The sequence below is a fragment of the Streptomyces sp. NPDC059201 genome (genome assembly GCF_042754585.1).
Lineage (GTDB): Bacteria > Actinomycetota > Actinomycetes > Streptomycetales > Streptomycetaceae > Streptomyces.
Genome location: NZ_JBHZBB010000010.1, coordinates 24,511 through 43,244 on the forward strand (window position 1 = coordinate 24,511; position 18,734 = coordinate 43,244).

Below are 18,734 nucleotides of genomic sequence, written 5' to 3' on the forward strand. Positions count from 1 at the left end.
CCACCGCACCCCCACCCCCCAGGAGAAGCTCCATGAGCACCACCACCGTCACCCCGCTGACCACCGCCGACGCCGAGGTCCTGGTCGCCGCCGCCGGGCGCGCGGCCGAGGCAGCCGGGGCCACCGTGAGCGTCACCGTCCTGGACGCGGGCGGGCACCTGCTCGCCTTCCGCCGGGACGACCGGTCCGTGCTGATCTCCGGCGAGACCAGCACCCGCAAGGCGTACACGGCGCTCCAGCTCGACGCCCCGACCGCCGAGCTCGTCGAACTGGTCAAGCCGGACGGGCCGTTCCACAGCCTGACCACCGCGCTCGACCGGCCGCTGCTCTTCATCGCGGGCGGGGTCCCCGTGCGCCGCGACGGGCGCCTGATCGGTGCCGTCGGCGTGGGCGGCGGGGCGCCCGAGCAGGACCACGCGTTCGCCTCGGCGGCCGTGGCCGGGCTGGACGCCCGGGGCTGACGGCCCGAGCGCCCGCGCGGCGGCTCAGGAGGGACGGCCCTCCAGGGCCGCCGCGTAGGCGTCGTCCGGGTCGAGGTGGCGCAGTTCCTCGGCGATCAGCTCAGCCGTCGTGCGGACCTTGAGCGCCATGACGCGGCTCGGCTGGCCCGGGATGGCGAGCCGGGCGACCGGGCCCTCGGGGCGGTCGATGCGGACCTCGCCCTGCGGGGTGCCCATCCGGACGGCCGTGACGACCGGGCCGCCGGAGACGATCCGCTCGACCGGGACGCCGAGCCGGATCTCGAACCAGCGGGCCAGCAGCTCGGCGCTCGGGTTGTCCTCCTCGGCCTCGACGGCGGCCGAGACGACGTCCGTCCCGGCCTGTTCGAGCGCGGCGGCCAGCATGGAGCGCCACGGGGTGAGCCGGGTCCAGGCGAGGTCGGTGTCCCCGGGGGCGTACGAGGCGGCCCGGGCGTCCAGCGCGCCGAGCGGGTCCTCGACGGCGTACGCGTCGGTGATCCGGCGCTGGGCGAGGGCGCCGAGCGGGTCCTTGGAGGGGACGGCCGGGGCGTCCACCGGCCACCAGACGACCACGGGGGCGTCGGGCAGCAGCAGCGGCAGCACCACGGAGTCGGCGCGGGCGCCCAGTTCGCCATGGAGGCGGAGCAGTACCGTCTCGCCCGAGCCCGCGTCGGTGCCGAGGCGGACCTCGGCGTCGAGCCGGGTCACATGGCGTTCGCGCGGGGAGAGCGCCCGGCGGCGGATGACCACGAGGGTGCGCGACGGGTGCTCTTTGGACGCCTCGTTGGCGGCCCGCACGGAGTCGTACGCGTTCTCCTCGTCGGTGACGATCACCAGGGTGAGGACGACGCCGACGGCGGGGGTGCCGACGGCCCTCCGGCCCTCCAGGATCGCCTTGTTGATCGCGCTGGAGTTGGTGTCCGTGAGATCGATCTTCATTGCCGGCGCCCGTCCCTTCCTCTGCGGCGAGCCTAACGCCCCGCACGCACGCGCGTGCCCACGCCCCCGTGGCCGGAAGCGGCCGTGCGGGCGACCCTGCGGGTGACTGTGGGGGCGACTGTGCGGGCGACCGTGGGGCGTACGGAGTTTCAGTGGGCTTCCGGCTCCCCGATGCCATTGCCCTCAGTGCCGTTGCCTTCGTGGCCGTTTCCTTCGTGGCCGTTTCCTTCGTGGCCATTGCCTTCGTGGCCGTTGCCCTCGGTGCCGTTGTCCTCGGGGGCCAGGTCGGCCTCGGTCGCGGCGGATTTCGCGGCCCGTTCCTGGGCTCGGCGGCCGACCACGGCGGCTGCCGCCGCCGCCGTGCCGATGAAGGCGGCGGCCACCACCCAGGGGCGGTCGAGGACGTGCCCGGTGGCGTGGTCCAGGGAGTAGCGGCCGGCGCCGGTGATACCGAGGGCGGCGGCGGTGAAGCCGAGGAAGGCCGGGTACTCGTAGCCGCCCGCCTGGGCGAAGAAACCGGCCGGGGCGTGCACCGACACGGCGCCCGCCATGGCTCCGGCGGCGGCCGCGCCCGCGGCGGGGGTGGCGAGTCCGAGGGCGAGCAGCGCGCCGCCGCCCGCCTCGCCGAGACCCGCGGCGATGGCGGACTCCCGGGGCGGGTGGAAGCCCATGGCCTCCATCCCCTTCGCCGTGCCCTCGATCCCCCCGCCGCCGAACCAGCCGAACAGCTTCTGCGTGCCGTGCGCCGCGAGCACGGCGCCGGTGCCGACCCGCAGCACGAGCAGACCGAGGTCGCGCCGGTTGGGGTGAGCCGCCATGACGTTCTCCAGATGCGGGAGGGGACGCGTACGCCTCCACTGTCGGCGCGCCGCTCCCCCGCCGCCGCCCGGGAGGCTCCCTGATACGCCACATGAGTCATGTTTTGCGGCGTTTGTCCCGCGTTGCTTGACTGGGGTGGCCGTCGCCGTCCCGGCCGTCCGGGAACGGCCCGAGGGAAGTGGGTACGCATGACCGCCGAGTCCACCGACACCGCCGCGCTGCGCGAGCGGGTCCGGGCCCTGATGCCGCGCGCGGAGGAGGACCTGACCGCGCTGGTCGCGATGCGCTCCGTGGCCGACCCCCGCCAGTTCCCGCCCGAGGAGTGCGCCAAGGCCGCCGACTACCTGGTGCGGGCCTTCACCGAGGCGGGGCTCAGCGACATGCGGCGGGTCACCACCCCGGACGGCACGGACGCGGTGGTCGGACACGGGCGGGGCCCGGAGGGCGCGCCCACCGTCCTCCTCTACTGCCACTACGACGTGCAGCCGCCGCTCGACGACGACGCCTGGCGGACCCCTCCCTTCGAGCTGACCGCGCGGGACGGACGCTGGTACGGGCGCGGCGCGGCCGACTGCAAGGGCAACATCGCCATGCACCTCACGGCGCTGCGGGCGCTCGGCGGCCCGGACGGCGGGGGCTTCCCGGTGAACCTCAAGTTCGTGGCGGAGGGTTCGGAGGAGCAGGGCACCGGAGGGCTCGAACAGCTGGTGCCGCAGCGGCCCGAACTCTTCGACGCGGACGCCCTGTTGATCTGCGACACCGGCAACTTCGCGCTCGGGCTGCCCACGACGACGACCTCGCTGCGCGGCGTGACCAACGTGGTGGTGACGGTCTCCACGCTCAAGGGCGAGATGCACTCGGGCATGTTCGGCGGACCGGCGCCGGACGCGCTGGCCGCGCTCGTACGGATGCTGGACAGCCTGCGCGACGCGCACGGCAACACGGCGATCGACGGGCTCCCCGGCGACGGGCTGTGGGACGGGGTGTCCTATCCGGCCGAGCAGTTCCGCGCCGACGCAGGCGTCCTCGACGGGGTCGAACTGGTCGGCACCGGGTCGGTCGCCGACGAGCTGTGGGCGCGGCCCGCGGTCACCGTCCTCGGCATCGACTGCCCGCCGGTGGTCGGCTCCTCCGCGGCGGTGCAGGCGAAGGTGCGGGCGCGGGTCAGCCTGCGGGTGCCGCCCGGGACCGACGCGGAGCTCGCCAGGAAGGCGCTCACCGAGCACCTGGTGGCGGCGGCGCCCTGGGGCGCGCGGGTCGAGGTGGAGGCGGAGAGCGCCGGGCAGCCCTTCCTGGCCCGCACCGACGGGCCCGCGTACACGGCGCTCGGGGCGGCGCTGCGCGAGGCGTACGGCAAGGAGATGGTGCAGGCGGGGCAGGGCGGTTCGATCCCGCTGTGCAACGTGCTCGCGGACCGGTTCCCCGGCGCGGAGATCGCGCTGATCGGCGTGGAGGAGCCGGGCTGTCTCATCCACGCCCCCAACGAGAGCGTCGACCCGAGCGAGATCGAGCGGATGGCGCTGGCCGAGGCGCTCTTCCTCGGTTCGTACGCCGAGGCGTTCGCGCGCTCGGCCGGCAAGTGAGAGGACACGGACCCCATGACGCGGACGCATGACCAGGCGTACGACAGGCCGCAGGACGGGCCGCACGAAGGGCCGTACGACCGGCAGCAGGGCGGGCAACAGGACGGGCCGTACAACCGGCCGGACGGCGGGCAGCACGATCGGCCGCACGGCGGGCCCGCCCGGAGCGACCTGCCGCCGGGGCCGCTCTCGATGCTCGCGGGCGCGGCCTGGCAGGCGCTGCTGCTGGCCGGGATCGTGGCCCTCGTCCTCGGTGTGCTGGTGCTGGTGTGGCCGGGTGCCTCGCTGGTCGCGGCCGGGGTCCTCTTCGGCCTGTACCTGCTCTTCAGCGGTGTGATGCAACTGGTCGCCGCCTTCGGCACGCACGCCTCCACGTCGCTGCGCGTGATGGCCTTCATCAGCGGCGCCCTGTCGATCCTGCTGGGCCTGTTCTGCTTCCGGGGCGCGACGCAGTCGATCCTGCTGCTCGCGCTGTGGATCGGCATCGGCTGGCTCTTCCGCGGCATCACGCAGACCGTGGCGGCGGCCTCCGACCCGGCGACGCCCGCCCGGGGCTGGCAGATCTTCCTCGGCGTCGTCAGCGCGATCGCCGGGGTGGTGCTGATCGTCTCCCCGCTGGAGTCGGTCGCGGTGCTGACCCTGCTCGGCGGGATCTGGCTGATCGCGGTCGGCGCGGCCGAGATCGTGACCGCCTTCATGGTCCGCTCGCGGGCCAAGGGCCTGCCGCCCGGCGCCTGATCCGCCCCAGGTGGTCCGTCTCGTCCGGTCCGCCGTCCGCCCGATCTCCGGGCGGGCGGCGGACCGGCTCGTTCCGTGCGCTAGATTTTGCCGGTCCATGACCGTCGATCGCTCGCGATCACCACTCTCCGGAGCCGGCTTCCCATGACCGACATCGTCAACGGCCTCGGCCGTGCCACCGCCTACGGCGCCCTCGGCGTGGTCCTGCTGATCCTCGGCATCGTCCTGGTGGACATCCTGACCCCCGGCAAGCTGGGCCGGCAGATATGGGAGGACCGCAACCGCAACGCGGCCGTCCTGCTCAGCTCCGCCCTGCTCGGCATCGGCGGGATCGTCTTCACGTCCATCTGGACCACCTACGACAACTTCGGCAAGGGACTGGTCTCCACGGCCGCCTTCGGTCTCCTCGGCCTGGTGATGATGGCCGTCGCGTTCCTGGTGGTGGACCTGGTGACGCCCGGGAAGCTGGGTGCCACGCTGGTGGACCCGGAGCCGCACCCGGCGGTCTGGGTGACCGCCTCCTGCAACATCGCGGTCTCCGCGATCGTCTCCGCGTCGATCGCCTGACGCGCCAGAGCACCAGAGGCGCCAGACGCGCTCGCCGCGTCCGCCGCGCTCGCCGCACCTTCTCCGGCCCGGTGCCCGTCCACTCAGGACGGGGCCGGGCCGGCGGCCGTTCCGGCCGGTTCCACCTCCAGGAAGCGGCGGCCGCGCGGCCCCTTGTAGAGCAGGGCCTCCCAGCCGAGCCGGGCGAGGGCGCCGGCGCAGGCCGTCAGCGCGTCGGCCTCCTGCCCGGCGGCGCCGGAGCCCGGCGGCCCCAGCCACTCGACGACGGTGGTGGCGGGCCGCTCCCCCGCCCGTACGCGGTAGCCGGTCGCCGTCCGCGCCCCGGCGGCGTCCACCGCCGAGGGGGCGAGCCCGCCCGCCTCCAGGGCCAGCGCCACGGCCCGTACCGGCTGCCTGAGCTCCCACACGGCGGGTACGGCTCCGGGGTCGCCGCCCGGGCCGCCGGTCAGCCGTCTGATCTGCCGGAGCCCGTCGAGCGCGGAGCGGACCTCGCGGGAGCGCTGCTCCGGGTCGCCCGTGAACGGCGGTCCGTCGCCCGTCGCCGCCTCGAACGCGCCCTTGGCGCCCGGGTCCTGGTTCACAGCAGCCGCCGGATCTCGCCGCGGACCCGGTAGAAGCCGCCGGCCGCGGGGTGCAGGGCCTCCACCACGAACCGCGCGCCGGGCTCCCGGATGGCGCGCGGGAACTGCACGTTCCACGACGGCTCGTAGCCGGGGCTGACCACGCGGACCCGGCTCCGGCCGCCCTCCCGGGCGCACTCGACCACGATCGAACCGGCCGGGGCGTCGCCCACCGAGGCGATGACGGTGACGGCGGAGGCGGCGGTCGCCGGGGTGTAGGTGGGCAGCGCGGCGGCCAGCTTGACGTCCCGGACGACCGGGACGCTGCCCTGCTGGGCGGCCTCGATCGCCGCCTCGCTCGCGTCCACGCAGACCAGCGAGCCGTCGGTGGTGACCAGGTAGAGCCGCTCGTCGCGGTACTGCATGGAGAGCGCCGAACCGCCGCCGGTGCCCAGCTTCCACAGCCGGGTGCCGTCCTCGGCGAAGCAGTAGACGGAGGACGACGAGTCGCCCGCGAAGACGAACCGGCCGCCGGGCGAGGTGGCGCACGCGTACACCATCGCGTCGCAGGCGTAGACGGCCTCGACCCGGCCGTCTGCCTTGGCGAAGCGCTGCACCTTGCGGTGGCCGGTGCCCGCGTAGACGGCGGTCGCCTCCTGCCAGCCGAAGAGCACCGCGCCGTCGGATGCGGTGTGCCACAGCTCGCCCGTGCCGTCCGCCGCGTAGGCGGTGACGCCCTTGGTGTCGCCGTGGTAGACCGCGCGGCCGTCCGCCCGGACCATCCAGGCGAACTCGCCGCGGCCGGAGCGGGACCACTGGTGCTCGTCCTCGTGGTCGATGACGGTGAGCCGGCCGGAGCGGTCGGCGACGTCCAGGACGCCCTCGTGGATGTCGAGCCAGAAGATATCGACGTCGGCGGTGATGTCGTAGGCGGCGAACGGCAGCTTGGAGGAGAGGTCGTAGACCTTGCCGTCGTCACAGCCCGCGTAGATCCAGAAGTCGTCGGCGACCAGGCACTTCACGCCGTCGGGCAGGCCGAAGCGGGCCAGCACGTCGCCGCCGTGGTCGAGGGTGAAGACGTCTCCCGCCTGGTTGCCCACCCAGATCCGCTCCTCGTCGACATGGATGCCGAAGGCGGCGGAGCCGGTGCGGAAGCGCCACAGGACGGGGGCCACGGCCCGGGCGGTGGAGGGCGCGGAGCCGACCGCACGGCGGGTGACGGACCGGGCGGCCCGCTGGCCCGGGACCGCGGGCGCGTAGCCCTTGCGGACCTTCTCGCCGATCTTCTTCGCCGCCGCGGCCCGGGCCTTGTCGGCGGTCGCGAATGCGGAGCGCTGGGTCTGTCCGGCCGCTCCGATCCGGCCGTAACGGACCGACACCTCCAGCCCGTCGACGGTCACTTCGTAGAACTTGTGGGCACCGCCGCCGTCCTGCGACAGCTCCAGATAGGTCGTCGTCATGATCCGAACGGTAGGGGCAGCCACTGACAACGGCCTCCGGTGAAGCCATGGCCAAGGGACCAAGGTCCCGGACAATCGGGACCTTCGTCGCGGCATTCCGGACATACACCCCTGTGACCATGGTGTTCGAAGATCATCCGACGCGCCGTCACCACCCGTGCGGCCGGAAGGGCCTCATGACCGAGCACCCCCCGCGAGCCCTGCCCGTCCGCGTCCACCGGCACGCGGACGGCATAGCGATGGACGACCTCTTCCGGTCGGACCCCGGCCCCGACCACCCCCTGTCCGGACACGACCACCCCTCCTCCGGCACCGACCACCCGCTCTCCGGCACCGGCGCACCGCCGCGCCGGCACCCGCCCGCCGACGCGGGTCCCACCGAGCGGCCGGGCCCCGCCGCCCCCGGCTGGCTCGCCGTCCTCACCGGCACCGCCGCCCTGGGCAGCGCCGCCGCCCTGCTGTGGCGGGCCCGCCCGTTGCGCGCCGCGCACCTGCTCCCGTGGGAGTGGCTCGCGCTGGCCGGTCTGGGCGGACTCGCCGTGGTCTGCTTCGGCGGCCTCACGCGCGCGCGTACCGGCTCCGCCTGGGTGCTCTCCCTCTTCGGCCGCTACCGGGGCAGCGTCCGCCGCACCGGCCTGGTCTGGATCAGCCCCTTCGTGCTGCGCCGCCGGGTCGACGTACGGCTGCGGCACTGGCGCAGCGAGCCCATCGCCGCCGTGGACGCGGAGGGCTCGGCGCTGCGGGTCGTGGTGCTGGTGGTGTGGTCGGTACGGGACACGGCGCGGGCGCTGTACGCCGTCGACGACCACCTCGGCTATCTGCGGGCGCAGGTGGAGGCGGCCACCGCGCGCGTGCTGTCCCAACTGCCCGCCGACGCCTTCCAGGGCGGATCCCCGACGCTGCGGAACGCCGAGGCCGTCGGCGACGCGCTGACCCGGCTCCTCGCCGCCGAGTGCCGGCCGGTCGGCGTCGCCGTCTTCTCCGCCCAGCCGACCCGGATCGAGTACGCCCCCGAGGTGGCCGCCGCCATGCACCGCAGGCAGCTCGCGGTCCTGGACGCCCGGCACCGGGAGTCGGTGCTCACCGGCGTGATCGACGCCGTCGACGACACCGTGACGCGGCTGACCTCGCGCGGCCTTGTCGAACTCGACGACTTCGAGCGGCAGGCCCTGGTGAAGGACCTGACCGTCGCCTTCTACACCCGGCGGGGCGACCTCCCTCGCCCGAACGAGGAGTGACTGTGGGCAGCACCACCTCCGCGGACGGCCTGGAGAGGCCCGGCTTCACCGACGAGACCCCCGAGGACTGCGCCTGCGCCGGCTGCGCGGCGGGGGCGCTCGCGGCCCGCCTCGGCGCGGCCACGCGCGCGGGGCACCCCGTGACGTCCCTGCACGGGGTGCGCCGCGCGGTGGTGACGGCGGCGGGACTGGTCGCGCTGACGGCCGCGGGCACGGGCACGGCCGCCGCCGAACCGGCCCCCGCGCACGCCGGCTGGGACGGCTCGCGCTACTGGTTCCGCAACGAGTCCGGCGCCTGGCGCTGGACCAGCCACCAGGCGGTCTACCTCCAGCGCACGAAGGCCCCCGCCGGCGCCACCGCCCACCCGACCTCCGCACGCGCGCGGGAGCCGGTCTTCCGGGGCCGGCAGGGCTGGGACGCGCGGGACCGGGTCTACTGGTTCCGGTCGGACGGGCACTGGTACTGGACCTCCCACCGCTGGAAGTACGAGCAGCGCACGGGTCGGACGGACGCGGGACCGGCACAGCGCCCGTCGGAACGCCCGTCGAGGCCCGTGCCGGTCGGCGGGACGGCGGCGCGCGGCTGGACGGCGCCGGTGGAGTCGTACGTCTTCACCGGCGCCTACGGGGAGCGCGGCGCCTGGTCGCGGGGCTATCACACGGGCCAGGACTTCGCGGTGCCGAGCGGGACGCCGGTGCGGGCGGTGGGGCCTGGCCGCGTCGTGCGGGCCGGGTACGCGCGCGCGTACGGCTACGAGGTGGTGCTCCGTCACCCGGACGGCCGCTACACGCAGTACGCCCATCTGTCCCGTATCGACGTCTCCGCCGGGCAGAGCGTGTCGGGCGGGCAGCGGATCGCGCGCTCCGGGGCGACGGGGCGGGTGACCGGTCCGCACCTGCACTTCGAGGTGCGGACCGGGCCGTCCTTCGGGACGGACGTCGACCCGCTGGCGTATCTGCGCGGGCACGGCGTGCGGATCTGAGCCCCGCCGGTCCGGTTCAGCCGGTGACGCGCTCGATCCAGGCGGTGAGGTCGGCCACGACCTCGTCGCGGTTGGTCTCGTTCAGGACCTCGTGCCGGGCGCCCTCGTAGCGGTGGTACGCGAGGTCGGTGAGTCCGGCCTCGCGGTAGCGGGAGACCAGCAGGTCACTGTGGGCGAGGCCGCCGTTGAGGGGGTCGCGGGAGCCGACGAAGAGCGCGACGGGCAGGTCGGCGGGGATGCCGGCGGGACTGGCGAGCCGCACCGTGGCACCGGCCATGTCGGCGAAGCCCTGGAGGTCCAGGCCGAAGCCGCAGAGCGGATCGGCGAGGTAGGCGTCGACCTGCTTCTCGTCGCGGCTGAGCCAGTCGGCCTCGGTGCGGACGGGGGCGAAGGCGGCGTTGAACGCGACGAAGGGGCCGTCGTCCGTCTGCGGGGCCGCGGCGAGGGCGGTGAGGAGGGCGTCGACGGCGGTGGTGCCGGAGAGGGCGACGCCGTCGACCAGGTCCGCGTGGTCCAGGAGGTACTGCTGGGCGGCGAACGAGCCCATGCTGTGGCCGAGCAGGACGACCGGGACACCGGGGTGGGCGGCGCGGGCGGCCCGGGTGAGCGCGGCGAGGTCGCCGACGAGCAGGTTCCAGCCATCGGCGCCGAGGTGGCCGGGACCGGCGTGCATGGAGCGACCGTGGCCCCGGTGGTCGGCGGCGTGGACGGCGTACCCCCGAGCGGTGAGGTGCTCGGCCAACGGGGCGTAGCGCAGGCCGTGTTCACCCATGCCGTGGGCGATCTGCACGACGCCGCGGACGGGGCCCTCGGGGAGCCAGGTGTGGACGTGGATACGGACGCCGTCCTGGGAGGTGAAGGTGAGCATGGCTGATTCCGGCTCCTCGGTCCGCTCGCTGATCGGGCACGCCACCGTACGCCCCGTTCGGCATTGCCGAACAAGGGTCCGGTGGCGTGATCCGCGTCTCAGGACTCCCGGGTGGTCGTCACCGTCGCCTTCGGGCCTGGTGCCTTCGGGTTCTCCGTGACCTTGATGCGGCCCTTGCGGATCGTCGCGAGGCGCGGGGCGCGGCGGGCGAGGGCGCTGTCGTGGGTGACCATCACGAACGTCAGGCCGTGCTCCTGCCAGAGCCCTTCGAGGAGGTCGGCGATCTCGTCGCGGGTGGACTCGTCGAGGTTGCCCGTGGGTTCGTCGGCGAGGAGCACCTGGGGCCGCTTGACCAGCGCGCGGGCGATGGCGACGCGCTGCTGCTGGCCGCCGGAGAGCTCGGAGGGCAGATGGCCGAGGCGCTCGCCGAGGCCGACCGACTCCAGCGCCTCGGCGGCCCTGCGGCGGCGCTCGCCCGCCTTGACGCCGAGCGGGACGAGCGCGGTCTCCACGTTCTCCTGTGCGGTGAGCGTGGGGATGAGGTTGAAGCTCTGGAAGACGAAGCCGATGTACTGGCTGCGGACGGCCGTGAGCCGGCTCTCGGAGAGCCTGGCGAGGTCGGTGCCGTCGAGGAACACGCTGCCGGCGGTGGGGCGGTCGAGACCGCCGAGCATCTGGAGCAGGGTGGACTTGCCGCCGCCGGTGGGGCCCTGGATCACGAGGCGGTCGCCCTGCGCGATCTTCAGGTCGATCCCGGCGAGGGCGTCGACTCTCGCCTGGCCGCGCCGGTACTGCTTGGTGACGCCGATGAGTTCGTACATGCGTGGGACTCCTGGGGTGCGGGAGGTGTGGCTCCTGCGGTACGGGGGTGGGCGGGGCGGCTACTCGACGCGGCGCAGCGCGTCGGCGGGGCGCAGCCGCGAGGCGCGCCAGGCGCCGAAGGCTCCGGCGACGAGGCCGCCGGCGAGGGCGAGGAGGACGGCGAGGCCGACGGTGGTGAGGCTGACGGGGGCGGTGAGCGCGATGTCGACGCTGCGGCCGGCGGCGGTACGCGTCATGCCGGGTCCGCCCATGCCGCCGCCGAATCCCATGCCGCCGCCGCGTCCGGCGAACCCACCGGCGCTCGCGCCGAGTTCGGCGGTGAGGGTGGGGCTGACGGCGGTGACGGCGTAGGCGCCGGCGAGGCCGACGGCGATGCCGAGGGCGCCGCCGATGACGCCGTTGACCAGGGCCTCCCCGACGACCTGGCGGGTGACCCGGCCGCTCTTCCAGCCGAGCGCCTTGAGGGTGCCGAACTCGCGGACGCGGCGGCTGACGGCGGAGGAGGTGAGGAGACCCGCGACGAGGACGGCGGCGAGGAGGACCGCGTACGACAGCCACCTGCCGACGTTGGAGGCGAGCCCGGCGGCGGTGTCGAGGGAGCCGGAGACGGTCTGGGCGAGGTCGGCGGAGGTGGTGACGGTGGTGCCGGAGACGTTCTTCTGGATGGCGGTCTTGACGGCGTCGATCTTCGTCGAGTCGGTGGCCTTGACGTAGACGGTGGTGACCTTGCCGGCCGAGCCGGAGAGGGTCTGGGCCCGCTTCAGGGGGAGGTAGACCTGGGCGGTGGGCTGGCCGCTGTCGGCGGTGGCGATGCCGATGATCTCGAACTTCACGTTCTTGACGGTGAGTTCGCCGCCGACGGAGAGGTCCTTCTGCTGGGCGTAGGCGCTGTCGACCACGACGACGGCGGCGTCGGTCTCGGTCGTCTCGAAGGCGCGGCCCTCGGTGACGGTGGAGGTGGTGAGGGGGCCGAGGTCGGGGGTGGTGACGTCGGTGCCGTACAGGGTGAAGGAGTCGACGTCGAAGGCGGCGCCGCCGCCGGTGACGGTATCGCCCGGGTTGCCGCCGGAGCCGCCCTGGCCGAAGCCCTGGCCCTGGCCCGGGGCCTGGCCCTCGCCGCGCTGGATCTGGCCGCGCCGGAACTCGCCGTTGATCTTCATGTTGACGAGGCTGAGGCCGCCCACCGCGCGGTCGACGCCGTCCTGCCGCGCGACGGTGGCGACGGTGGAGTCGGCGAGGGTCTGGAAGCCCTGGACCATGAGCCGGTCACTGCTCTGCTCCTCGCCCTCCTCGCCGCCCGCGAACTCGAACCGGGGACGCGCCGGCTGCGCGCCCTCGGCGGGCCGCTCCTGAGCCTTCGTCACCGTGAGGTCCGTACCGAGTCCGTAGAGGGATTCGAGGACCTTGCCCTGGGCCTGCTTCATGCCGGCGGAGACCGAGGTCACGACGATGACCAGGGCGATGCCGAGCGCCAGGCCGGAGGCGACGACGAGCGCCGCCTTTCTGCGGCGGCGCAGTTCGCGCCGGAGGTAGGTGAAGAACATGGCGCGAACGTAGGGGTGGCGTGTGAGGCCGGGATAAGGCCCACGTGAGAGCGGGATGAGAGCGCGGGGCGGGCGATCCCTGGACAAGCCCTCGCGCGGTACCTACTCTCCAGTACGTCTATTCAATTCGTTGAGTATTTTGTATCCCGTATCCCGTATCCCGTATCCGGTATCCGGTATCCCGTGAGCCGTGGAGGTCCCGTGCACCCCTTCCGTACCGCCGTCGAGAACCGCGACCAGGCCGCCGTCGAGGCGCTCCTCGCCGAGGACGTCGTCTTCACCAGCCCGGTCGCGTTCAAGCCGTACGCAGGCAAGGCGATGACCGCCGCGATCCTCCGCGGGGTCCTGCGCGTCCTCGACGACTTCACGTACGTGCGCGAGATCGGGAGCCCGGACGGGCGCGACCACGCGCTCGTCTTCACCGCCACCGTCGACGGCCGTCAGATCCAGGGCTGCGATTTCCTCCACTTCGGCGAGGACGGGCTGATCGACGACTTCATGGTCATGGTCCGCCCGCTCTCCGCCGCCCAGGCCCTCGCCGCCGCGATGGGCGCCCAGTTCGACCGGATCGCCCAGGAGGCGGCGGGGGCCTGACCGGCCGCCGGCGTCAGTATCTGGATCAGGATCAGGATCAGTAGGTGACGGTGATGCGGCGGGCCGGGCCGTCGACGCGGACGGTCCCGCCGTACGGGATCACCACCTGCGGATCGGTGTGCCCGAGGTCCACGTCGAGGACGGCCAGGGTGTCGGGGGCGTACGCGTCGAGGGCGCGGAGCACGGCGGCGCGCTGGTCCTCGCGGTACGCGTCCCGCGCGGCGGGGCCGTTCGGCGCGTCGAACGACCAGGCGCGGGCCCGGCCCATGAGGAGGGCGGAGAAGCGGGCGAGCAGGCTCCGCTCCCCCATGGCGCGCAGGATCCGGAACACCTCGTCGGCCGGGGGCAGCGCCTCGGAGGTCTCCAGGAACAGCACCCCGCCCTCGTACGCCTCGGGCTGCGCGATCTCCCGGTCGGCCATGAGGAGTTGGGCGACGATCTCCAGGCAGCCGCCCCAGCTCCGTCCCTCGACGACCCGGTCGGCGCGGTGCCAGTGCCAGGGGCCCGCGGGCTCCATGACGGGCGCGGAGTCGAAGGTGCGGGGGTCCTCCCAGGGCCGTTCGACGTCGTTGGTGTCGGTCGGGGCCGGGAGTTCGTAGGGGCCGGAGCCGAAGAGCGCGGCCCGGACGGAGGCGTCGGTGACGGGGTGGACGGCGCCGGGACGGCCGAACTGGGTCATCACGGAAGCCCCGTGGTAGCCGACCACGCCGAGGTTCCACAGCCGCATCAGCAGGTTGGTGTTGTCGCTGAAGGCGAAGAACGGCTTGGGGTTCGCGCGGAGGAGCGCGTCGTCGAGGTGCGGGAGGACGGTGATCTGGTCGTCGCCGCCGATGCTGGCGACGACCGCCCTGATCGTCGGGTCGGCGAAGGCGGCGTGCAGATCGGCGGCCCGGTCCTGCGGGGACGCGCCGAGCTTGCGCGTGGTGGGGTATTCGACGGGCACAAGCCCGTACTCCTCCGAGAGGCGGCGCACGCCCAACTCGAAGGGGAGCGGCAGTACTTCGGGGAGTCCGGCGGCGGGCGACAGCACGGCGATCCGGTCGCCGGGGCGGGGTTTGGGAGGAACGATGATCTCCGACATCCCCGCACCCTAGCCGGGGCGGCGGTGCACCCACCCGCCGTTTTCCACCGACGGACGTGGGGCGCGTCAGCGGGTGTGGGCGAGGGGGTCGGCGAGGATGTCGTGGAGGACGAGGGCGGCGGCGCCCCGGGCGGCGTCGGTGGCCGGGGAGGCGGGGCGCAGGCGGGGGGCTTCGGCGGGCCAGAGGCCGGAGACGACCCGCTCGGCGAGCTCGGCGGTGACGGCGGGGGCCAGCCAGGGCATCAGGCGGGGGTAGATGCCGCCGAGGACGACGGCCTCGGGGTCGAGGAGGTTGACCGCGCCGGACAGCGCCCGGCCGAGCATGCGTCCCGCCTCGGCGAGCGCCGCGAGCGTCCGGGGGTCCCCGCGCTCGGCGCGGGCGGCGAGGTCGTCCACGTCGTCGGCGTCCGCCGCGCGCAGCAGGGCGGCCTGGCCCGCGTACTGCTCCAGGCAGCCGCGCGAGCCGCACCGGCAGCGGGGGCCCTCGGCGTCGACGACGAGGTGGCCGATCTCGCCCGCGAACCCGTGGGCGCCGCGCAGGAGTTCGCCGTGGACGACGACGGCGCCGCCGACGCCGGTCTCGCCGGTGAGGTGGAGGAAGGTGCGGGGCGTGCCGGGGGTGCCGAAGCGGAGTTCGGCGAGGGCCGCCATGTTGGCCTCGTTGTCGGAGGCGACGGGGAGCCGGGGGGCGGCGGGGCGCAGCGCGGCGAGGGCGTCGCCGAAGAGGCGTTCGGCGGGGGTGTCGTGCCAGCCGAGGTTGGGGGCCTGGCGGACGGTGCCGCCGGAGACCAGGCCGGGCAGGGCGAGGGCGGCGCCGGCCGGGCTCAGGCCGAGGGCCTCGGCCTCGGCGAGCGCCTCGGCGGCGATCCCGGCGGCGCGGGCGAGGACGTCGGGGGCGTCGGCGCGGTTGTCGAGCCGTACGGTGCGGCGGATCCGGTCGGTGCCGGTGAGGTCCACGAGGCAGACGGAGACGTACGCGACGTTGATCTCGACACCGAGGCCGGCGGGGCCCGTCACGGCCGGCTTGAGGACGGTGCCGGGGCGGCCGGCCTGGCCGCTGAAGGTCTTGCCGGACTCGACCAGGAACCCGAGGTCGAGGAGCTGTTCCACGAGGGAGGAAACGGCGGGCCGGGTGAGGCCGACGCGGGCGGCGACGGCGGCCCTGGTGGTCTCGCCGGCGTCGTGCACGGTCCTGAGGACGAGGCTCAGGTTGTGCCGGCGCACGCCCGACTTGTCGGCCTTGGGTTCCGTGGGCTGGTTCATGGTGAGCGAGAGCCTAGTCGCCCTTTTCACTCGAACAGAAATGCTCGGCCCGCTCGAACAGAAATGCTCGCCCGGTGGCGTCGATCCGCCTCCGGTGGATCCATCCGGAGGCGAATCGACGGCGCCGGACGCGGTCAGTAGGCTCGACGGCGCCGGGACCGGAGCAGAGGAGCGACAGAGTGTTCGTCAAGGTGTGCGGGCTCGCCACGACCGCCGACATCGACGTGGCCGCAGAGGCGGGCGCCGACGCGATCGGCCTCGTGATCAGCGGGACCAGTGTCCGGGGACTCGACCGGGCGCGCGTGCCGGCGCTCGCCGCGCACGTACCCGACGGCGTGGTCTCGGTGCTCGTCGTCAACGACACGCCGGCCGACGAGGCCGCCCGCATCGCCGCCGAGCTCGGCTTCGACGCGCTCCAACTGCACGGCCGCGCCTACGGCCGCGCGGAGTTCGAGGCCGCGGCCGCGATCTTCCCGCACCTGTGGCGGGCGACCGCGCTCGCCGACGGGCCCGACATGCGCGTGGGCGCGCTGGGCGAGGAGGTCCTGCTGCTCGACTCGCCCAAGGCGGGCTCCGGTTCGCGCTGGGACCTCTCGCTCCTGGACACGGCCCGCCCCGAGGGCCACTGGCTCCTCGCGGGCGGCCTGGCCCCCGCGAACGTCGCCGAGGCGATCGCCACCGCCCGTCCCTGGGGCGTCGACGTCTCCAGCGGCGTCGAGTCGGCGCCCGGCGTGAAGGACCACGACCTGGTCCGCGCCTTCGTCACCGCCGCGAAGATGGCGCCCGCTCAACCTTCCGGAGCCGCCGCCGGTCAGTAGGGGTGACCGAGGATGCGCGGACGACGCGCGGGAGCGAGGGGGCCGTGATGGTGGAGGAGCTGGCGGAGGTCGTGGTGAAGGCGGCCGGCTGGACGGCACGGGGCGTGGCCTCCGTGCTCAGCGTGCCGGAGGTGTACGGCGCCGCGGTGGAGGTTCTCGCGCAGGGGGACGAGCGGCCGCGCAAGCGGGGGCGGGGGAGGAAGGACTCCGTGAAGGCCGGTGGAGCGGCCGCCTCTCAGGACTGATCGTCGTCAGGATGGCCGTCCGGATCGCTGTCCGCGGGGGCGAAGACGCGGGCCAGGTGGGCGGCCAGGCGGTCAGGGTCCGGGGCGGGCAGGCGGGCTCCGAGGCAGCCGTCGGGGCGGACGACGAACGCCGTGGGCGTCCGCGCGTCGACCGCGTACCGGGCGGCGAACTCGCCCCGGGTGTCCCGGTGGGCGGGGATCGGGCCGGTCCCGGGGGGTGCGTGCGGCGCGTCCGGCACGTCCGGCGGGAGGACCGCGTGGACGTCGACGCGGCCGCCGGTGGCGCGCCACGCCGTCGCGGCCAGTTCGTCACGACCGGCGACGCCGCCGGAGCCGTACCCCGTCCCGTACAGGAGGAGGACGGTGGGGCGGTCGCGGAGGACGTCGAAGAGGCGGACGGGGTAGGCGGCGATGGGGCCGACGAGGCCGCCGCAGTCGGGGGCGCGGTCCCCCGGGCGGGGCGCGGGGCCGTCGCCGGGCGGGTCGACGATCGGGCTGCCGCGGTAGCCGACGAGGAGTTGCGCCTCGCGGAGCATCAGGGTCACGGGGTCGTCCGGGTCGGCCTGCACGCCGCCCGCGGTGGCGTGCCGGACGGTGCGGCCGACGACCTCCTCGCCGACCGGGCGGCGCTCGGCGTCGTAACTGGCGAGGAGGCCGGAGGAGGCCCGGCCGTCGACGGCGAGGGCGAGTTTCCAGGCGAGGTTGTACGCGTCCTGGATCCCGGTGTTCATGCCCTGGGCGCCGGTCGGCGGGTGGATGTGCGCCGCGTCCCCGGCGACGAAGACCCGGCCCTCGCCGTACCGGTCCACGATGCGGTGGCTGATCCGGAACACCGAGGCCCAGCGGAGCGCCGTGGCCGTGGTGCGCTGCGGGGAGAGCCGGTCGAGGACAGCCTGGATGTCGGCGAGTCCGGGCGCTCGGACGCCGTCGACGCGGTCGAGGCCGTGGGCGATGCCGTCACCGGTTCCGCCGTCGCCCTGGGGTGGAAAGCCCTGCGGGGAGAGCTCGGGCGGGACGCGCATCGACATGCGGTAGCGGCGGCGGCCGGGGAGGGGGATGCAGACGAGGACGTCGGCGATGGCTCCGGCGGCGTCGAGGCGCATCGAGCGCAGCCCGTACCCCTCGGGGAGGCCCCAGTCGACCTCCACATCGCCGAGCATGTACTCCTCCGGGAACGCGCCGCCCTCGAAGGCGAGCCCGAGGCCCTTCCGGACGGTGCTGTGTGCGCCGTCGCAGCCGACCAGGTAGCCAACCCTCAGCTCCTCACGGGCGCCGGTGGCGTCGGTGAGGCGGGCGGTGACCCCGTCCGGGTCCTGCGCGAAGGAGTCGAGGACGGTGCCGCGTTCGATGCGGGTGCCGTGACGGGCCAGCGCCTCCTCCAGCAGGCGCTCGGTCTCGTACTGCGGCAAAGCGGCGAACCCGTACGGCACCTCGGGCGGCAGGACCAGGTCGTACCGCTCCCGCTCGACGCCGTCGACGTACACGTACTGGCCCCGCATCGGCACGGCCGCCTCCAGCGCGCCCCGCACCAACCCCATCCGGTCCCAGACCTCCAACGTCCGAGGCTGCACCCCCCCCGCGGCCTTGGCGTACGGCAACCGCGCGGGCAACCGGTCGACGATCCGGCACTCCACCCCCTGCCGGCGCAACTCCAGCGCAGCCGTCAACCCCACCGGCCCGGCCCCCACGACCAGCACCTCCGCCCCGCCGACGCGCACCCCTGATCCGCTGCTCTCTGCCACGGCGCCTCCCGGGCGTGCGGCCCCCGAACGGGTCGTTCCGTCCGTCCATGGTCGCGCGGGGGTGGGGAGGGGCGCCAGTCGGCGCGGGGGGGGGTGGGATCGGATCCCGGATCCTGGATCCGATGTCCTGGATCCGATGTCCGGGATCCGATGTCCGGGATCCGATGTCCGGGATCCTGGATCCAAAATCCAGGAGGTTGGATCCAGGAGGTTGGATCCAACCTCCGGAGGAACGGATCCCGGACGTTGGATCCTGGATCGTGAAGATCGGATCCCGGATTTTGGAGCCCGAATCGGGGAGACCGGATCCCGGAGGCTGGATCCCGGAGCCGGGGCATCGGATCCCGGAGGTTGGACCCAAGATCCGGGAGATTGGATCCGGGGGATCGGATCCAGGGGGTTGGATCCC

17 protein-coding genes and 2 pseudogenes are annotated in these 18,734 nt (G+C 74.4%); 9 read left to right on the forward strand and 10 right to left on the reverse strand.

What is annotated here, in order from left to right; all coding sequences use genetic code 11:
- Positions 1-32 precede the first annotated feature (32 nt).
- Positions 33-461, forward strand: a complete 429-nt coding sequence (locus tag ACFXMG_RS28255; RefSeq protein ID WP_383823602.1) for a heme-binding protein — start codon at positions 33-35, stop codon at positions 459-461.
- Positions 462-485: 24 nt separating this feature from the next.
- Here the strand turns inward: ACFXMG_RS28255 and opcA are convergent, their stop codons facing one another.
- Positions 486-1,400: a glucose-6-phosphate dehydrogenase assembly protein OpcA gene (gene opcA, locus ACFXMG_RS28260; protein ID WP_383823605.1), complete on the reverse strand. Its 915-nt coding sequence runs from the start codon at positions 1,398-1,400 to the stop codon at positions 486-488.
- A 314-nt stretch (positions 1,401-1,714) separates the two neighbouring features.
- Positions 1,715-2,218, reverse strand: a pseudogene (locus ACFXMG_RS28265) (DoxX family protein); the annotation flags it as partial.
- A 189-nt stretch (positions 2,219-2,407) separates the two neighbouring features.
- On the opposite strand from ACFXMG_RS28265, the gene ACFXMG_RS28270 reads away from it, so the two are divergent.
- The 3 genes from ACFXMG_RS28270 to ACFXMG_RS28280 all read left to right on the forward strand — a co-directional run bounded on the left by ACFXMG_RS28270 (position 2,408) and on the right by ACFXMG_RS28280 (position 5,107).
- Entirely contained in the window at positions 2,408-3,802 is a 1,395-nt protein-coding gene (locus tag ACFXMG_RS28270) for a dipeptidase (protein WP_383823607.1), read from the forward strand.
- Positions 3,803-3,817: 15 nt separating this feature from the next.
- On the forward strand, positions 3,818-4,540 hold the full coding sequence (locus ACFXMG_RS28275) for an HdeD family acid-resistance protein (protein WP_383823609.1): 723 nt from the start codon (positions 3,818-3,820) through the stop codon (positions 4,538-4,540).
- Positions 4,541-4,684: 144 nt separating this feature from the next.
- Positions 4,685-5,107, forward strand: coding sequence for a DUF350 domain-containing protein (locus ACFXMG_RS28280; RefSeq protein ID WP_030498656.1), 423 nt, complete (start codon positions 4,685-4,687; stop codon positions 5,105-5,107).
- Between the two features lie 83 nt (positions 5,108-5,190).
- Here the strand turns inward: ACFXMG_RS28280 and ACFXMG_RS28285 are convergent, their stop codons facing one another.
- The gene (locus ACFXMG_RS28285; RefSeq protein ID WP_383823612.1) at positions 5,191-5,688 is read right to left on the reverse strand and encodes a hypothetical protein; all 498 of its coding nucleotides are present in this window, start codon (positions 5,686-5,688) and stop codon (positions 5,191-5,193) included.
- The gene (locus ACFXMG_RS28290; protein ID WP_383823615.1) at positions 5,685-7,127 is read right to left on the reverse strand and encodes a WGR domain-containing protein; all 1,443 of its coding nucleotides are present in this window, start codon (positions 7,125-7,127) and stop codon (positions 5,685-5,687) included. The genes ACFXMG_RS28285 and ACFXMG_RS28290 overlap by 4 nt, the downstream gene beginning before the upstream one ends.
- A 176-nt stretch (positions 7,128-7,303) precedes the next feature.
- Here ACFXMG_RS28290 and ACFXMG_RS28295 point away from each other — a divergent pair, with 176 nt between their 5' ends.
- Together ACFXMG_RS28295 and ACFXMG_RS28300 are read left to right on the forward strand one after the other, a co-directional pair.
- Entirely contained in the window at positions 7,304-8,365 is a 1,062-nt protein-coding gene (locus ACFXMG_RS28295) for an SPFH domain-containing protein (protein WP_383823619.1), read from the forward strand.
- Between the two features lie 632 nt (positions 8,366-8,997).
- Positions 8,998-9,348 (forward strand): annotated as a pseudogene (locus tag ACFXMG_RS28300) (M23 family metallopeptidase); the annotation flags it as partial.
- Positions 9,349-9,364: 16 nt separating this feature from the next.
- On the opposite strand, the gene ACFXMG_RS28305 reads toward ACFXMG_RS28300, so the two are convergent.
- The 3 genes from ACFXMG_RS28305 to ACFXMG_RS28315 form a co-directional block, all read right to left on the reverse strand.
- Positions 9,365-10,216, reverse strand: coding sequence for an alpha/beta fold hydrolase (locus ACFXMG_RS28305; protein ID WP_383823622.1), 852 nt, complete (start codon positions 10,214-10,216; stop codon positions 9,365-9,367).
- Between the two features lie 98 nt (positions 10,217-10,314).
- Entirely contained in the window at positions 10,315-11,037 is a 723-nt protein-coding gene (locus ACFXMG_RS28310) for an ABC transporter ATP-binding protein (protein ID WP_383823625.1), read from the reverse strand.
- Positions 11,038-11,097: 60 nt separating this feature from the next.
- Entirely contained in the window at positions 11,098-12,582 is a 1,485-nt protein-coding gene (locus ACFXMG_RS28315; protein WP_383823628.1) for an ABC transporter permease, read from the reverse strand.
- Between the two features lie 201 nt (positions 12,583-12,783).
- Here ACFXMG_RS28315 and ACFXMG_RS28320 point away from each other — a divergent pair, with 201 nt between their 5' ends.
- Positions 12,784-13,176: a nuclear transport factor 2 family protein gene (locus tag ACFXMG_RS28320; protein ID WP_383823630.1), complete on the forward strand. Its 393-nt coding sequence runs from the start codon at positions 12,784-12,786 to the stop codon at positions 13,174-13,176.
- A gap of 37 nt (positions 13,177-13,213) precedes the next feature.
- Here the strand turns inward: ACFXMG_RS28320 and ACFXMG_RS28325 are convergent, their stop codons facing one another.
- Together ACFXMG_RS28325 and ACFXMG_RS28330 are read right to left on the reverse strand one after the other, a co-directional pair.
- Entirely contained in the window at positions 13,214-14,257 is a 1,044-nt protein-coding gene (locus ACFXMG_RS28325) for a S66 peptidase family protein (protein ID WP_383823632.1), read from the reverse strand.
- A 66-nt stretch (positions 14,258-14,323) separates the two neighbouring features.
- Positions 14,324-15,520: an ROK family protein gene (locus tag ACFXMG_RS28330; RefSeq protein ID WP_383823635.1), complete on the reverse strand. Its 1,197-nt coding sequence runs from the start codon at positions 15,518-15,520 to the stop codon at positions 14,324-14,326.
- 179 nt (positions 15,521-15,699) lie between these two features.
- On the opposite strand from ACFXMG_RS28330, the gene ACFXMG_RS28335 reads away from it, so the two are divergent.
- Complete coding sequence (locus ACFXMG_RS28335; RefSeq protein WP_383823637.1) at positions 15,700-16,338, forward strand: phosphoribosylanthranilate isomerase; 639 nt, start codon at positions 15,700-15,702, stop codon at positions 16,336-16,338.
- A gap of 47 nt (positions 16,339-16,385) precedes the next feature.
- Positions 16,386-16,583 (forward strand): hypothetical protein, encoded by a 198-nt coding sequence (locus tag ACFXMG_RS28340; RefSeq protein WP_383823640.1) that lies wholly within the window; start codon positions 16,386-16,388, stop codon positions 16,581-16,583.
- Here ACFXMG_RS28340 and ACFXMG_RS28345 read toward each other — a convergent pair.
- Positions 16,574-18,325, reverse strand: a complete 1,752-nt coding sequence (locus ACFXMG_RS28345; protein WP_383823642.1) for an FAD-dependent monooxygenase — start codon at positions 18,323-18,325, stop codon at positions 16,574-16,576. The two genes, ACFXMG_RS28340 and ACFXMG_RS28345, sit on opposite strands and share 10 nt — an antisense overlap.
- Between the last annotated feature and the right edge of the window lie 409 nt (positions 18,326-18,734).

Bases quoted from the DNA above. Each gene is read 5' to 3' on its own strand.
- ACFXMG_RS28255 (WP_383823602.1), top strand. From the start codon at position 33: ATGAGCACCACCACCGTCACCCCGCTGACCACCGCCGACGCCGAGGTC.
- opcA (WP_383823605.1), bottom strand. From the start codon at position 1,400: ATGAAGATCGATCTCACGGACACCAACTCCAGCGCGATCAACAAGGCG.
- ACFXMG_RS28270 (WP_383823607.1), top strand. From the start codon at position 2,408: ATGACCGCCGAGTCCACCGACACCGCCGCGCTGCGCGAGCGGGTCCGG.
- ACFXMG_RS28275 (WP_383823609.1), top strand. From the start codon at position 3,818: ATGACGCGGACGCATGACCAGGCGTACGACAGGCCGCAGGACGGGCCG.
- ACFXMG_RS28280 (WP_030498656.1), top strand. From the start codon at position 4,685: ATGACCGACATCGTCAACGGCCTCGGCCGTGCCACCGCCTACGGCGCC.
- ACFXMG_RS28290 (WP_383823615.1), bottom strand. From the start codon at position 7,127: ATGACGACGACCTATCTGGAGCTGTCGCAGGACGGCGGCGGTGCCCAC.
- ACFXMG_RS28295 (WP_383823619.1), top strand. From the start codon at position 7,304: ATGACCGAGCACCCCCCGCGAGCCCTGCCCGTCCGCGTCCACCGGCAC.
- ACFXMG_RS28305 (WP_383823622.1), bottom strand. From the start codon at position 10,216: ATGCTCACCTTCACCTCCCAGGACGGCGTCCGTATCCACGTCCACACC.
- ACFXMG_RS28310 (WP_383823625.1), bottom strand. From the start codon at position 11,037: ATGTACGAACTCATCGGCGTCACCAAGCAGTACCGGCGCGGCCAGGCG.
- ACFXMG_RS28315 (WP_383823628.1), bottom strand. From the start codon at position 12,582: ATGTTCTTCACCTACCTCCGGCGCGAACTGCGCCGCCGCAGAAAGGCG.
- ACFXMG_RS28325 (WP_383823632.1), bottom strand. From the start codon at position 14,257: ATGTCGGAGATCATCGTTCCTCCCAAACCCCGCCCCGGCGACCGGATC.
- ACFXMG_RS28330 (WP_383823635.1), bottom strand. From the start codon at position 15,520: ATGAACCAGCCCACGGAACCCAAGGCCGACAAGTCGGGCGTGCGCCGG.
- ACFXMG_RS28340 (WP_383823640.1), top strand. From the start codon at position 16,386: ATGGTGGAGGAGCTGGCGGAGGTCGTGGTGAAGGCGGCCGGCTGGACG.